Source organism: Phaeobacter piscinae (assembly GCF_002407245.1).
Classification (GTDB): Bacteria; Pseudomonadota; Alphaproteobacteria; order Rhodobacterales; family Rhodobacteraceae; genus Phaeobacter; species Phaeobacter piscinae.
On the sequence record NZ_CP010681.1, the window covers coordinates 2,790,001 to 2,803,595 of the forward strand.

At 62.6% G+C, this 13,595-nt stretch carries 10 protein-coding genes (1 of these 10 running past the window's edge); 2 read left to right on the forward strand and 8 right to left on the reverse strand.

Translation table 11 applies throughout. From position 1 onward, the window contains the following. Positions 1 to 8, forward strand: the final stretch of a protein-coding gene (locus phaeop14_RS13085; RefSeq protein ID WP_244905772.1) for a heme oxygenase-like domain-containing protein. It extends 724 nt beyond the left edge of the window; the window shows 8 of its 732 coding nt (coding positions 725-732); its start codon lies beyond the left edge, outside the window; it ends in the stop codon at positions 6 to 8. Between the two features lie 75 nt (positions 9 to 83). Beyond that, positions 84 to 2,657 (forward strand): HWE histidine kinase domain-containing protein, encoded by a 2,574-nt coding sequence (locus phaeop14_RS13090; RefSeq protein WP_096789800.1) that lies wholly within the window; start codon positions 84 to 86, stop codon positions 2,655 to 2,657. A gap of 93 nt (positions 2,658 to 2,750) precedes the next feature. Here phaeop14_RS13090 and phaeop14_RS13095 read toward each other — a convergent pair whose 3' ends face one another. The 8 genes from phaeop14_RS13095 to phaeop14_RS13130 all read right to left on the reverse strand — a co-directional run bounded on the left by phaeop14_RS13095 (position 2,751) and on the right by phaeop14_RS13130 (position 13,436). After that, entirely contained in the window at positions 2,751 to 5,966 is a 3,216-nt protein-coding gene (locus phaeop14_RS13095; protein ID WP_096789801.1) for a 2Fe-2S iron-sulfur cluster-binding protein, read from the reverse strand. A gap of 152 nt (positions 5,967 to 6,118) precedes the next feature. Beyond that, positions 6,119 to 6,892, reverse strand: a complete 774-nt coding sequence (locus tag phaeop14_RS13100; RefSeq protein ID WP_096789802.1) for a LamB/YcsF family protein — start codon at positions 6,890 to 6,892, stop codon at positions 6,119 to 6,121. Continuing rightward, complete coding sequence (locus phaeop14_RS13105) at positions 6,889 to 7,932, reverse strand: 5-oxoprolinase subunit C family protein (protein ID WP_096789803.1); 1,044 nt, start codon at positions 7,930 to 7,932, stop codon at positions 6,889 to 6,891. The genes phaeop14_RS13100 and phaeop14_RS13105 overlap by 4 nt, the downstream gene beginning before the upstream one ends. Beyond that, the gene (locus phaeop14_RS13110; RefSeq protein ID WP_096789804.1) at positions 7,929 to 8,681 is read right to left on the reverse strand and encodes a 5-oxoprolinase subunit B family protein; all 753 of its coding nucleotides are present in this window, start codon (positions 8,679 to 8,681) and stop codon (positions 7,929 to 7,931) included. The genes phaeop14_RS13105 and phaeop14_RS13110 overlap by 4 nt, the downstream gene beginning before the upstream one ends. 170 nt (positions 8,682 to 8,851) lie before the next feature. Next, positions 8,852 to 9,631: a class II glutamine amidotransferase gene (locus phaeop14_RS13115; RefSeq protein WP_096789805.1), complete on the reverse strand. Its 780-nt coding sequence runs from the start codon at positions 9,629 to 9,631 to the stop codon at positions 8,852 to 8,854. Beyond that, positions 9,631 to 11,100: an aminotransferase class V-fold PLP-dependent enzyme gene (locus phaeop14_RS13120; protein ID WP_096789806.1), complete on the reverse strand. Its 1,470-nt coding sequence runs from the start codon at positions 11,098 to 11,100 to the stop codon at positions 9,631 to 9,633. Before phaeop14_RS13120 ends, phaeop14_RS13115 begins: the two co-directional genes overlap by 1 nt. Positions 11,101 to 11,310: 210 nt before the next feature. Further along, positions 11,311 to 12,633 (reverse strand): aspartate aminotransferase family protein, encoded by a 1,323-nt coding sequence (locus phaeop14_RS13125; RefSeq protein ID WP_096789807.1) that lies wholly within the window; start codon positions 12,631 to 12,633, stop codon positions 11,311 to 11,313. Beyond that, entirely contained in the window at positions 12,630 to 13,436 is an 807-nt protein-coding gene (locus phaeop14_RS13130; protein ID WP_096789808.1) for a 3-keto-5-aminohexanoate cleavage protein, read from the reverse strand. Before phaeop14_RS13130 ends, phaeop14_RS13125 begins: the two co-directional genes overlap by 4 nt. Positions 13,437 to 13,595 lie beyond the last annotated feature (159 nt).

Below are 13,595 nucleotides of genomic sequence, written 5' to 3' on the forward strand. Positions count from 1 at the left end.
CACCCTGACAACAGTGCAACACATATAAGACAGCGCCGTCCGCAGGGCGCACCGTCGGCATATCAAGAAAAAGGGCCTGTACAATGGCTTTGGAACAGACAGTCTCAACCACCACACTGACCAATTGTGACCGCGAACCCATCCACCAGCTTGGGCGCGTGCAATCTTACGGCGCGCTGATCGCGCTCTCGACCGACTGGCTGGTGCAGCACGCCTCAGACAATCTTCTTGAAATCTTGGGCACCGATGCACAAGAGGCTGTGGGTCGTTCGCTGGCGGATCTGATCGCGGAAGATGCCTTTACCCGCATACGTCGCAATCTGGGCGCCTTGGAAGCCCCGGACAGCAGCCTGCGGTTCTTCAACATCCCGCTGAAAGACCGCAGTCAGGCCTTTGATGTCAGCATCCATCAGAGCGGTCGCCATCTGGTCATCGAGTTCGAACCAAAATTCGAGCGCAGCGACCGCGATGTGATGTCCGAGATCTATCCGCATTTCTCGCAGCTGCGTCGGGACGGGGATATCTCGCGGCTGGCGCAGGGGGCAGCACGCGGGCTACAGGCGCTATCGGGGTTCGACAGCGTCATGGTCTATCAGTTCCAGCCAGATCACTCCGGACAGGTGATCGCCGAGATCCGCAGCGACCGAACCAAGAAATACGACGGCATGTTCTTTCCCGCCTCGGATATTCCGGTCCAGGCGCGCGCACTTTATAAGCGATCGTTGCTGCGGCTGATTGCCGATGTGGACGATGAAGGCGCGCCGATCAGCCCGGCATTCAAAATCGACGGCGCCCCCCTGGATCTGTCTCTGGCGGTGACCCGCGCTGTCTCGCCGATCCATCTGGAGTATCTGCGCAATATGGGCGTGCGGGCCTCGATGTCGGTATCAATCATGAAAGACGGAGAGTTGTGGGGCCTGTTTGCCTGCCATCACAACCGCCCGCGGTATATTGACTATGAACGTCGCACCGCCATTGAGATGTTCGCGCATGTCTTCTCATATGAGCTGAGCCAGTTCGAGACCACGCAGCGCAACCGCGAAGAAAAGAACATGAGCCGCCTGCAGACCCAACTGATGGCGATGCTGGCGGATGGCCGCCCGTTCAAGGAAAGCCTGATTTCGGTCTCCGAAGACATTCAGGACGTGATCCCTCATGACGGTCTGGTGCTCTACTCCGATGGGGAGTTTCATGCCACCGGCACCACCCCCACCGCCGAGGAAACCCGCTCCCTCGCCAGAATGCTGGATGTCACCATTGGGGCAACAGCATTTTCCACCAACCAGTTGGAGAGCATCCATGACCCGGCGCGGGATTACATTGACCGCTGCGCCGGTATCCTCGCGATCCCGATTTCCAAACGCCCGCGCGATTACCTCATCCTGTGCCGCCGCAGCATCTCGCAGACGGTTGCCTGGGCCGGGGATCCCACCAAACCGATGGACGTTGGCCCCAATGGCGTGCGGCTTACCCCCCGCAAAAGCTTTGAGGCCTGGCAGGAAACCGTCGAATGGCGGTCCGCCCCCTGGGCAGACAACAGCCTTCACAGCGCCAATATGCTGCGCACCGTGCTGCTGGAAATCTTCCTCAAGGTGACCGAAGCCAACAACGCCGAGCGGGCACGCGCCCAAGAGCAACAGCAACTGCTGATATCAGAGCTCAATCACCGGGTTCGGAACATCCTCAACCTGATGCGCGGGCTGGTGACCCAGACCAAAGGTACGGCGCGGACGCTGACGGAATTCACCGACAATCTGGATGGCCGCATCCATTCACTGGCGCGCGCGCATGACCAGTTGACGGGTGAGCAATGGGAACCCGCTTCGCTGCGGGCGTTGATCACCTGCGAGCTGGAGGCCTATACCACCGGTCGCGATGATGAGGTTGTCTTGACAGGCCCCGATGTGCTGGTCACCCCGGTCGCTTTCACCACTCTGGCATTGGTCCTGCATGAGCTGACCACCAATTCGGTCAAACATGGTGCCCTCAGCAATGGGGTCGGCCGTGTCGAGATCGCTCTGGAGGAAGAGGACAGCGGCGCCCTTCTGATCCGTTGGGTTGAACGCGGAGGCCCACCGGTGGCGCCGCCTGCCAGGCGCGGCTTTGGCTCTACCATCGTGGAGAACTCCATTCCACATGAGCTGAAAGGAGACGCCTCGATACAATATAAGACAACTGGTCTCGAAGCGCGGTTCCGCATTCCGACCCGGTACCTCTACAAAATCCGGCACAGTGAGGCCGACCTCCTCCCTGAGACCCGTTCTCCGGTCGTGAACACGCCCAAACCGGGCGGCAAAGCACTGGTGGTCGAAGACAGCTTCATTATCGCGATGGATCTAAGTGCTATGCTGGAGGATATCGGCTTTGCGGAGACTGCGAGCGCCTCGACGGTGGGCAAGGCGCTGGACAAACTGGAGGAGGGCGGCATCGATTATGCGGTGCTGGACGTCAATCTCGGTTCCGAGCAATCCGTTCCCGTGGCCGAAGAACTGGCGCGACGCGGCATCCCCTTTGTCCTGACCACCGGCTACGGCGAGGTGCAGGACATCATCGAGATCTACCCGCCCTGCCCGATCGTGCAAAAACCGGTCTCTGAGAGCGCGCTGGCCGCCGCCCTTCTCCGCGCGGGTGAGGGGCCAACGGCGGAAGACACCTGATCGGAGTGTGAATACGTATATAGCAGCAACCGGGCCGCGCCATCTGTGACGCGGCCCGAAACATCTGGACCCGCGCAGACGCGGCCTCCGCTGTCAAATATCCACTTCGATCACGCCATCTTTCTCTGCCGCCCGCGACTGGCACAGGATCACCGCATCTTTGCGCTGCGCCTTGGAGAGCACGAAATCGCGATGCTCCACCTCGCCTGACACCAACCCGCATTTGCACACGCCACAGATGCCGTCAGAACATTTCACATCAATATGAATGCCGTTTTCGGCCAGCACATCGGTGGCGGTCTTCTCCGCAGGTACCCGCAGCTCACGCCCTGATCGGCTGAGCTTCAGGGTGAAGTCGTGGTTTTCATACTCCGGCACCTCCGGCACCGAGAAATACTCCAGATGGCGCGCCTCCTCAGGGAAGCCCTGCCGCTCGGCTGCCTCAATCACGCCGCTCATGTAACGGTCCGGCCCACAGGTATAGACGTGCCAGCCGTCCTGATAATCCGCCAGCACCTGATCAAGATCGGCACGACTGCCCTCATCCGACACATGGATCCGCACATGCTCAGCCCAGGGCATCGCTGCGAGGTCATTGAGGTAACCTGCGTCCTGGCGCGATGACACGGAATAATGCAGCTCAAACGGCTGTCCCAGCGCGTGCAGACGATGGGCCATGGCAATCATCGGCGTCACACCAATCCCGCCCCCCATCAGAAAACTGCGACGCGCGTCTTCCACCAGTGGGAAATGGTTGATCGGCTTGGAGATAAAGACCCGCCGCCCCTTGGTGAAAATCCGGTGCAGCAGTTTTGAGCCCCCTCGCCCCAGATCCTCGCGCAGCACACCGATCTGGTACGTCGACCGGTCTGCCGGATCGCCGGACATGGAATACTGGCGCAGGAACTCCGGCGCGACCACAATGTCCAGATGCGCCCCCGCCGTCCATTCCGGCAAGGGACTGCCATCAAGGCTCCGAAACTCATATTTGGTGACGCCGCTGCTCATCTCCTTGACGTTCGACACCTCAACCCGCAGAACCGGACTGTCGCCGTCGTTGGTATAGATGTGATCCCAGTCACCACTCTCGCCACGGGCGCGGCGGGCTTTGTATTCCTCCGCCGTGACCATTGCCTGATAGGCCTCAATGCCCGCTTCCCGGTCCATCGGAAACGGATAGGGCCAGGGATGCGGTGCCAGATGCGCAGGATACACCGCCAGCGTCTGATCCTCATAGCGCAGATCCAGATCCTTTTGCAGCGCGCGCGCATTGACCGGATGGCGCGTCGGGCGATAACCACCGTCCTCTTCCAGCTCCAGATCCCACCACCATTTCTTGGCCGGGTTCATCTCACCATTGCCAACCATATCGTCGAGCTTGGCCAAAGCTGGGGCCGCCGCAGGCATATTCATCGCCGCCCAGCGAAACGGCTTTTCCTTGAATATCCCCTCAAGGTTCCAGGGGCAGGTTTTCATGCAGCGCCCGCACATCGCGCCACCCGGCGTGGTGATGCGATAGGTGGTGCATTTCTGACTGTCGGATTTCCAGATCTCATAGCCATTGAACATCAGCTTCGGCCCGGCCGTGATGGCGCCAGACGGGCATTCGCGGGCACATTTATTACAAGCCTCGCAGAACGCCTGAAGACCAAAATCAATTGGCTTGTCATGCGCCATCGGCATGTCGGTGGTGACCACACCGGATTTCAGACGCGGTCCAAGGAAGGGGTTCAGGATCACCTCACCGATCCGGCTGACCTCTCCCAGCCCCGCGAGCAGCAGCAAGGGCGGCTGCAAGACCTCGCCGTCCATCACCGTATGGGCCTTGGCCTTGTAGCCAAGGTTACGGATCTGCCGCGCAATCACCCCGCCCAGCAGCGAAAACCGCAAATAGGCCCGCATGGACTGCGCCACCGCAATCCAGTCATCCCCGGAGGTGCCCTCGGTGGTGTCAAAGCCCTGATCAACAATCATCGAAATCGCCTGATCATGCTCCGGATGGATTTCGGCGCCGGTGGCGTCATGGCTGTACCAAGTCCACTCCGGGCAACGGCTGATCCCGACCGCGTCAATCCCCAGCCAATAGCTCGCCGCCTTGATATTGGCGGCGTTACGCTCGGCATCTGTGGGGCGCGGCGCCTGCGGGGCGGGCGCGCCATCCTGCAGCAACACAAAGGCCCCCAGCATCCGCCGCTGCGCCATCGAAGGCGCGGCCTTGCGCACGTAAAACCCGCCGGTGGCCGCCGCCTGATTGGTCTTGCCCATATCGCCGAACTGGCTACGGGCAAACATATCGGCGCGTTTTGGCACCCGTGCCACCCGCGCCTCGTCAATATAGGTGGTGGGATCCGCGACCCGCTTCAGCGTCTCAAACGGATGCGGCCCATCGCAGAAATCGCGGCGGGCAAAGGGATCGCCATTGAGTGCTGAGCGTTCGGAGCCGACCCCCAGCCACCATTTCGGCCCCTTGACCTGCAACACCGGTTGCAGATCCTGCGGCAACAGCGGCTTGTCCTGCGCCATGTCGAAATCGGTGGTCACAACCGCCACACCAAACCGCGTGCCCAGATAGGGGTTCACCAGCTTGCCATCCTCAACCGTAGCCAGACCGGTGGCAACGGTCAGCTGGTTCAGATCCACATCCGCCGACGTCCCGGTATGCGCTTTGGCATCCCAACCCAGCAAGCGGATGTAATTCGCCAGTACCACCGCTGTCTCCGAGGCCCGCAGACAGGCGCGGTGGCGCTCGGCCCCCTCCAGCCAGTCACAGCCTGGCTCATCCGGGCGCGGATCGCGCGGCATGTCATAGAGAAACACAATCGAATGCGTATGCTCGCCAATAGTGGTCGGCGGCGCTTCCATCGCATCGCGCAGATCCGCCATGATCATATCGATGCCCGAAGCCAGCGTCTTGGTCTGGCGGGTCTTCAGATCATGGGACAGCCGGTCGATATCGGCGTTACGATAGGGCACATCCAGCCGGGCAGAGCCAGGCATCGGCCCGATCCCCACCATCGCCGCATCGCTGAAATAGCCAAAAGCCTTGATATGATCGGCCCGTTCCTGCGGGTCGCTCGGGCAGTCCGCTTGCGCCTTGTTGACCATCCCGTCGCGGATCGCATCCATCATCGCCTGATATTCACCCATCGCATTGACGATGGAGGCAGGCATATCGGGACGTCTGAAATTCAGCGGCTGAAACGGCGGCACTGCCGCGAGATCCGGCATCGGCCCCGGCTGCACCCGCTCCATCGGAAACGGCCCCATATGTATCGGGCGGGACCGGGTCGAAAACAAACGGAGAGACATAGGCGGATCCTGTTGCAGCAAAAGGCTGCCACAGGTTTAGCCCAGAAATTCGTCCAGAGGATAGGCTCCAACATCCAATTTTAAAGTAACGTCACTTAATTCATTGTTTTAAAATGAAACAATAGACATCCAATCTGCGTCTCACGGCAATTTCACCCCCGGCGCCCATCAAAGGCCCGAACCTCGATCCCGCCCTCGGACAGCGATTGGCGTACCGACCGCGCCAACTGCACGGCGGTTGGTGTGTCCCCATGCAGGCAGATCGTGTCGATGGCAGTGGGGATCCGCGCACCGCTTTCGGTGATGATCGCCCCCTCCTGCACCATTTGCAGAATGCGCGGCCCGGCAATCGCGGGATCGTGGATCACCGCGCCGGGCAGGGAGCGGTCCACCAGCGTCCCGTCATCATTATAGGCCCGATCCGCAAAGATCTCTCCGCACCAGTTGCAGCCCAGCTCCCGCACCACCTCTTCCATGGCGGTGGCGGCCAGCACCATGATGATCAGATCTGGGTCCAGCTCCAGCGCCGCCTCGTAGCAGGCCCGCGCCATAGCATGATCCACCGAGGCCATATTCGACAGCGCCCCATGCAGCTTCAGATGCCGCACTTTGGTACCAGCCGCGCGCGCCATGCCCTGTGCCGCGCCCAGCTGATAGCGGATCATATTGGCCAACGTGCCCTGTGGCACCTGCATCCTGCGGCGGCCAAAGCCTTGAAGATCATCAAACCCCGGATGCGCGCCGATCCCCACACCGTGGTCGCGCGCCCGCGCCATGGTCGCCGCCATCACATCCGGGTCACCCGCATGGAACCCGCAGGCAATATTGGCCGAGGAGACAACATCCAGCAGCGCCGCATCATCTCCCATGGTCCAGGGGCCAAAGCTCTCGCCCATATCGGCGTTCAGATCGACGGTCTTGCTCATGTTTCAGCTCCAGTTTCAAAAGGATCAGCCTCGGCTGATATTGCGCCCCCGATCAGCTGATAGGACAGCAGATCCGCCATATCAGCCGGATCGCGCAGCAGCGGGCGGCAGGCAGAGGGCAGCGCCGCAACAGCGGCCTCATGGGCGGCCTGCTGCGCCAGCCCGTCCTCAAGCGTGACCCAGCGAAACCGCAGCACCGCCCCAGCCGCCGCCTGCACCGCCCGCGACAGATCGCAGGGCAGAACCGTACCGATCCGGGGGTAGCCCCCGGTCGTTTGCGCCTCGCGCAGCAGCAGAAACGGGCGGCCGTCACCTGTCATCTGCACATCTCCCGGCACAATGATCTCCGACAGCACATTCAACTGCCCCTCAGCGGCAAATCCGGCCCCCTCGGACATCAACTGCAAGGCCATGCGACTGGCACGCCGCCCCGGTGTGAAAGGCGTCGCGGCAAAGCGTCGGCGCACCTCGGGTGGGAACAGATCAGACTGGAAGCTCTCGACCAGCCGCAGCTCCCCGCCTGAGAAGCGATCCGCCACGCGCAGGCCCAACCCGGTTACCTGCCGCGCCGCTGGCAGCATTTCAGCTCCCACCGGCAGGGTATCGCCTTTGGTCACTGGCGCCCCAAGGGCCGCCACCAGATGCGCCGCCCGCGCGCCCAGCAACTCCGGCGTGGCAAACCCGCCGCCCACATGCAGATAGCCATAAACGCCCCGTTTTGCAGGGCCGATCTCCAACCGTTGCCCCGGCTCAATCCGGTGCGACGCATTCCAGACCAACGGCGCGCCATCCAGCGTTGCCACCATCTCGGCGCCAGTCAGGGCGATCCGCATCGGCGCACTTGCCTCAAACAACCCGCCCATTCCGGCCATCTCCAGCGCCGCCAGCCCGGCATCCTGCCGCAACAGCGCCGCGCCTTCGGCCAGCGCCAGCGTATCCGCCGCGCCGCCCTGCGACAGCCCTTGCCCGAGGTAGCCAACCCGGCCCCGATCCTGCACCGTGCAGGAGGGACCAATCCGCAGAACCCGCAGCGCTCTCATGATGTGACCTCGCTGACAATGGCACCGCCCTGTTGGGCGCCGCTGTCCCGCAACCGCAAAAACGCCGCACGGCTCACCGGTTCGAACTGCAACTCATCTCCGGCGCGCAGCGCAAAGGGATCGGCGGCCTCCGGCTGAAACAGCGTCAGACCGGTCTGCCCGACATGGCGCCATCCCGTGGGCGATGCGGTTGAGAACAGCACGAACTGCCGGATCGCCAATACCAGCGCGCCAACCGGCACCTGCGGAGTGACTTCGCTCTGTCGCGGGATGTCCCAGTTTTCGCCCAACGTCCCAAGATAGGGCTGCCCCGGTGCAAATCCGATGGTCAGCGCCCGAACCCGCGCCGCGCCCAACTCCTCAATCGCTGCTGCCTCGCTCACCCCTGCCAGATCCGCCGCCTCTTCCAGCTGAGGTGCGAGCTCAGTGCCGTACACCGTCGGCACCCGCCAGAACCGCCGCCCATCCGGCAGCGGCGCCTGATACCAATCCCGGGTCAGCAACAACTCTGCCAGCGCCCCGCGCAACCGATCATGCGGCAGCTCCACCGCATCAAAGCGCACAAAAACCGAGGCCAAAGAGGTCGCAGTTTCCACCACGCCGCTCAGCCCCAACACATTGACCGCACTGCGAAAGGCAAGTGTGGCCCGGTTGGTGGCCTCATCCAGCTGATCGCCAAAACTGACCAGCATTCCCGACAGCCCGACATTGCGGATCAGCGGATAGATTGGGGGGGCCTCGCGCGACATGGTTCCTCCGACAGCGGCGACGGGCGACGCCCCGGCCGCCTCGGGCCGCTCCGGTATCGCCGTCCATTTTCGCCACAGGGTTGCGCCGCAAAGCGGGGATAGTCAACCGCGCTTTGCTCTCTCAGGTCACCAACGCACAGGAGCTGCCTCTCGCCGACACCAAACCGGGATCAGGCCGCCAAGGCTGTGGTGAAGGGCAGGTCCATGACCTCGCCCCCCTCGACCACCAGCGCCCGGTTCGGCTGCACCTCAATCCAGGCACTGATATCGCTGTCCAGCGGTTCTGAGGTGACAATCACCCCCTCCTTATAGACCCGGTAATAGAGGCTGGGTGCATGCCTGTCGGAGGCATAGCGCGCCGCATAAAGCCGGGTGCCATCGGACCAGCAGGCCCCAAACCGCATATGCGGCGTGGTGCCATTCTCGCGCGAAACGGCCTCCACCTGCTGCACGGCGGCGGCGACGGCCCCGATGGGATCCGCATCCAGCCCCAGACCAAGGGCAATCAGGAAAATCGCCTCACTCTCAGTGCCGCCCAGACGGTGATCGTAGAACGCATCCGGGATCATTGTATCCAGCCGCTTGCGGAACTGCATATGCCCGCCGGCCTGACCATTGTGCATAAAGCTCCACTTGCCGCTGGCAAAGGGATGGCAATTGTTGCGCGAAGTCGCGGTTCCGGTGGAGGCCCGCACATGGGCCAGAAACAGCCCAGTTTTGGTATGGCGCGAAATCTGCGCCAGATTGGGATCGGACCAGGCCGGATGCGTGTCCTTGTAAAGACACGGCTCCGGGCGGTCCGAATACCAGGCCATCCCAAACCCATCGGCATTGATCGGCGTCTTGCAGATCAGCGCATTCCGACACTGATGCACCAGCGAATGTTCCGGTACAAACACCAGATCCTCAAGGTAGCGCGGGGCCCCGTTCCAGGCGAGCAGACGGCACATTAGGCCACCTTCGGCGCAAAACGCGCGGTAGCGGTATCGACGTTATACCCCTCACAGAACCGCCGCGGATCCTGTGCGAGGTCGCGCACCGCGTGGATGATTGCATCGGCCTTCTCATCGCTCAGCGTGGCGGAGAAGTTAAGACGGGTCCAACCCGGTTTCTCGATCTCCTGTCCGCCCAGAATGGCCGCGCGCATAGCCCGAGACTGCACCGGTCCGATGTTCAGCAACCGGTGGGCATATGGCCCCGCACAGGCGCAGCCGCCACGGGCCTGCACCCCGTAGTGATCCGACAGCATCCGGGTGAACAGCTGTTGGTGGATCGGCGCGCCGGTCTCGGGATCCTGCACCTGAAACGAGAAGATCGGCAGTTTCTGCCTGGCATTCGGATTGCCGAGGATCTGCAGATTGGGCAGATCCTGCCAGGCCGCCAGCGCCCGCTGCCGCAGCTCCTCCTGCCGCTGGTCCATGAACGCCTGCCCCATCGCCTCCTTCACCAGAAGACACAGCGCGGCACGAATATCGCCAACCACATTGGGCGTGCCCGCCTCTTCCCGCGCGGCCAGATCATCGGCGTAGTCATGCCGCCAGGGGGAGACAAATTTCACGGTGCCGCCACCAGGGAGGGTTGGGCGCGTGCATGCGACAGCAGCCTTGCGCAGGATCATCACACCAGACGCCCCCGGCCCGCCCAGGAATTTATGGGCGGAGAACACAATCGCGTCCTTCTCGGCATCCGTGCCCGCTGCCATATTCATCGGCAGATAAGGGCCACCCCCCGCGTAGTCCCAGACCACCCGCGCGCCATGGCGACGCAACACCCGGCTGACGGCATCGGTGTCGGTAACAATCCCTGTGACATTCGACGCCGCCGAAAACGCCCCTACGATCAGGCGGTCGCCGCCAGCCTCCCGCTGCAACACGGCCTCCAGCTCGCCCATGTCAGGCCCACCTTCGGTGGCCTCGGCAATTTCGACCACTTCGGCGCCGCTTTCGCGCCACGGCAGGATGTTGGAATGGTGCTCATAGGGGCCAAGGATAACCAGAGGCGTCTGCCCCGCAGCCACCGCGCCGGAGACCCCCAACAAATGCACCAGCCGATTGAGCCCTGCCGTCGCGCCGGATCCAGTGAACACCGTCGCAAAACGATCATCCGCACCGCAGATCCGCGCAATGGTCTGCCGTGCCGCCCCGCGCAGCCGAGTCATGAAGCTGCCGCAATAAGATGCCTCAGTGTGGCTGTTGGCATAATAGGGCAACACCTCAGTCAGAACGAAGTCCTCAACCTGCCGTAGGGCCCGGCCAGAGGCGACGTAATCGGCGTATATCATCTTCACCGGCCCGTTCGGCCCGGGCAGTTCCGCCCCGTCACCAATGACACCGGCCCGCAGGCGGTCCAGACACTCCGCCCCGGCAAGCGACGCGCCGAAACGATCAAGAAGGTCGGCAGGGGCGAAATTTGTGGTCATTTGAACGGTCCTCTTGCTGTGTTTCAGACACACTACCAAGCAGGAACAGTGAATATTCACTCACTTATTGCACAAATCAATCTAAGTGTTCATCAAATGACACCACGCAACAGCTCATAGCCGATCAAAACCTCAAACACGGGACGACACCCCGATGGGATGATCTGCCAGTCCGCAGTACCTCGCTGACCACCCCCACCAATAGCCGTCTTAGGGCAGCACCTGAGCGAAGGCGATCTCCAGCTTGTCTGTGATCTCGCCGATCTGATCTTCACTGAGGATAAAGGGCGGTGCCAGCAGAATATGATCCCCGTTGCGCCCATCTCGCGTGCCCGCCATCGGATAGCAGATCAGCCCGGCCTCAAACGCCGCCTTCTTCAGCTTGCCTGCAACACCAAGACCCGAATCAAACGGCGTTTTGCTCTCGCGGTCTGCCACCAGTTCGATCCCCCGGAACAGCCCCCGCCCGCGCAGGTCGCCGACATGCGGATGCGGGCCAAACCGCGCGACCAGTGCTGCGTGCAGCTTTTCGCCCATCTCAGCACTGCGCTGCACCAATCCGCGATCCAGCAAGGCCCGCACCACCGCCAGCCCCGCAGCCGTCGCAACCGGGTGGCCGATATAGGTGTGGCCATGCTGGAAAAACCCGCTGCCGCCTTCAATCGCCTCATAGATTTGCCGGCTGCACAGCATCGCGCCAATCGGCTGATAACCAGCCCCCAACCCCTTGGCGATACACAGTATATCCGGCGCCACACCATCCGCCTCGCAGGCAAACAGATGCCCGGTCCGCCCCATGCCACACATCACCTCATCCAGAATCAGCAACACGCCGTATTGGTCGCAGATTTCACGAATGCGTTTGAAATACCCCTCAACCGCAGGCACCGCGCCTGATGTGGCCCCGACCACTGGCTCCGCCATGAAGGCCATGACCGTTTCAGGCCCAAGCCGCAGAATCTCTGCCTCCAGCTCATTGGCGACGCGCTGTCCGTAGTCATAACTGCTTTCGCCCTCGCCGCGGTCGACGTACTCATAGCAGGGCGCAATATGAGAGATATCGATCAGCAGCGGCGCAAACTGCTGGCGTCGCCATTCATTGCCGCCCGCCGCCAGCGCGCCCAGTGTATTGCCGTGATAGCTCTGCCGCCGGGCGATCACATGACGCCGGGCGTTGTCGCCGCGCTCCAGATAATACTGCCGCGCCAGCTTGATTGCGGCCTCCGTCGCCTCCGACCCGCCAGAAACGAAATAGACCCGGTCCAGATCTCCCGGCGCCTGAGAGATCAGCAGATCCGCCAGCGCCTCTGCCGGTTCCGACGTCATAAACCCGGTATGGGCAAAAGCCAGTTTGCCGACTTGCTCCTGCACCGCAGCGATCACTGCGGCATCGGAATGCCCCAGACAGGACACCGCCGCGCCGCCAGAGCCATCGAGATAGCGTTTGCCATTGGCATCAATCAGATAGCAGCCGTCCCCTGCGACGGCAGTGGGCAGATTGGCCTTGGTGTGGCGGGGAAAAACATGGCTCATAGCTGGGCTCCTTTATCCTCGGAAACAGGCATCACAAGCGGGCGATGCCCCGCCGCGCGCGCCAATGCGACAAACTCGGCAACTGAGGCTGCGTTGTCAGGATACTCTGATCCATCCGCAGCTTGGGTATTGTTTTCAAACCCGATCCGCAGCCGCCCCCCGGCCTCCAGCCCCGCCAGCAGGCAGGCGTGTTCCTGCCGGCCAAAGGCGCAGAGCCCCCAGTCCAGATCCAGATCCGCAGTTGCCTCAAGAAACATGCGCAGCTCGGACGCCTCAGCCAAACGCGGCGGCGCGTATTGGCCCAGCACAAAAATAGCCGACCGTATCTGCGCCGGAATATCCCCCCGCGCATAGGCCTGACGCAACGCCGCAATGCAGTCAGGACCATACAGGATATGCTGCACCTCGGTTCCTGCCTCCGCGCAGATCGCATAGGCCCGCGCGGCCAACGTCCAGTCCCGCGCCATTTCCCGGACCGAGACCGAGGCCGCCGCCGGGCGCAGCGCCTCCAGACAGGCCAGTTGATCCGCCACGTCAAACATACCCGCACTCTCGGTGGTGATCTGGATCGCCATGCCCGGCGCCGCCTCAGCCACCGCCGCCATCGCTGCACGGTAGCGCCCCGCATCCAGGGAATGCCCGCCCTCCCGATCGCGCACGTGCAGATGCAGCGCATCCGCCCCGGCCCGCTGGCAGGCCGCTGCCGTGGCAGCAATTTCCGCCGTGCGCAACGGCAGCCCCGGATGATCCGCCTGCCGTCGCCGCGCCCCATTGGGGGCCACCATCAAATGATATGTCGTCACCGCGTCGCTCCGCCTGTGTCACTGCGCCGGTCTATCGGCTGCACCGGTTTGGCGCATAACGGCGCATGTTCTCAATCCGGCAAATCCAGAACATATGTTTTTTCACCACAACCCCCGCCCGCCCCGCGTCTGGAGCTAAATTGCGTCGGCAACTGGACC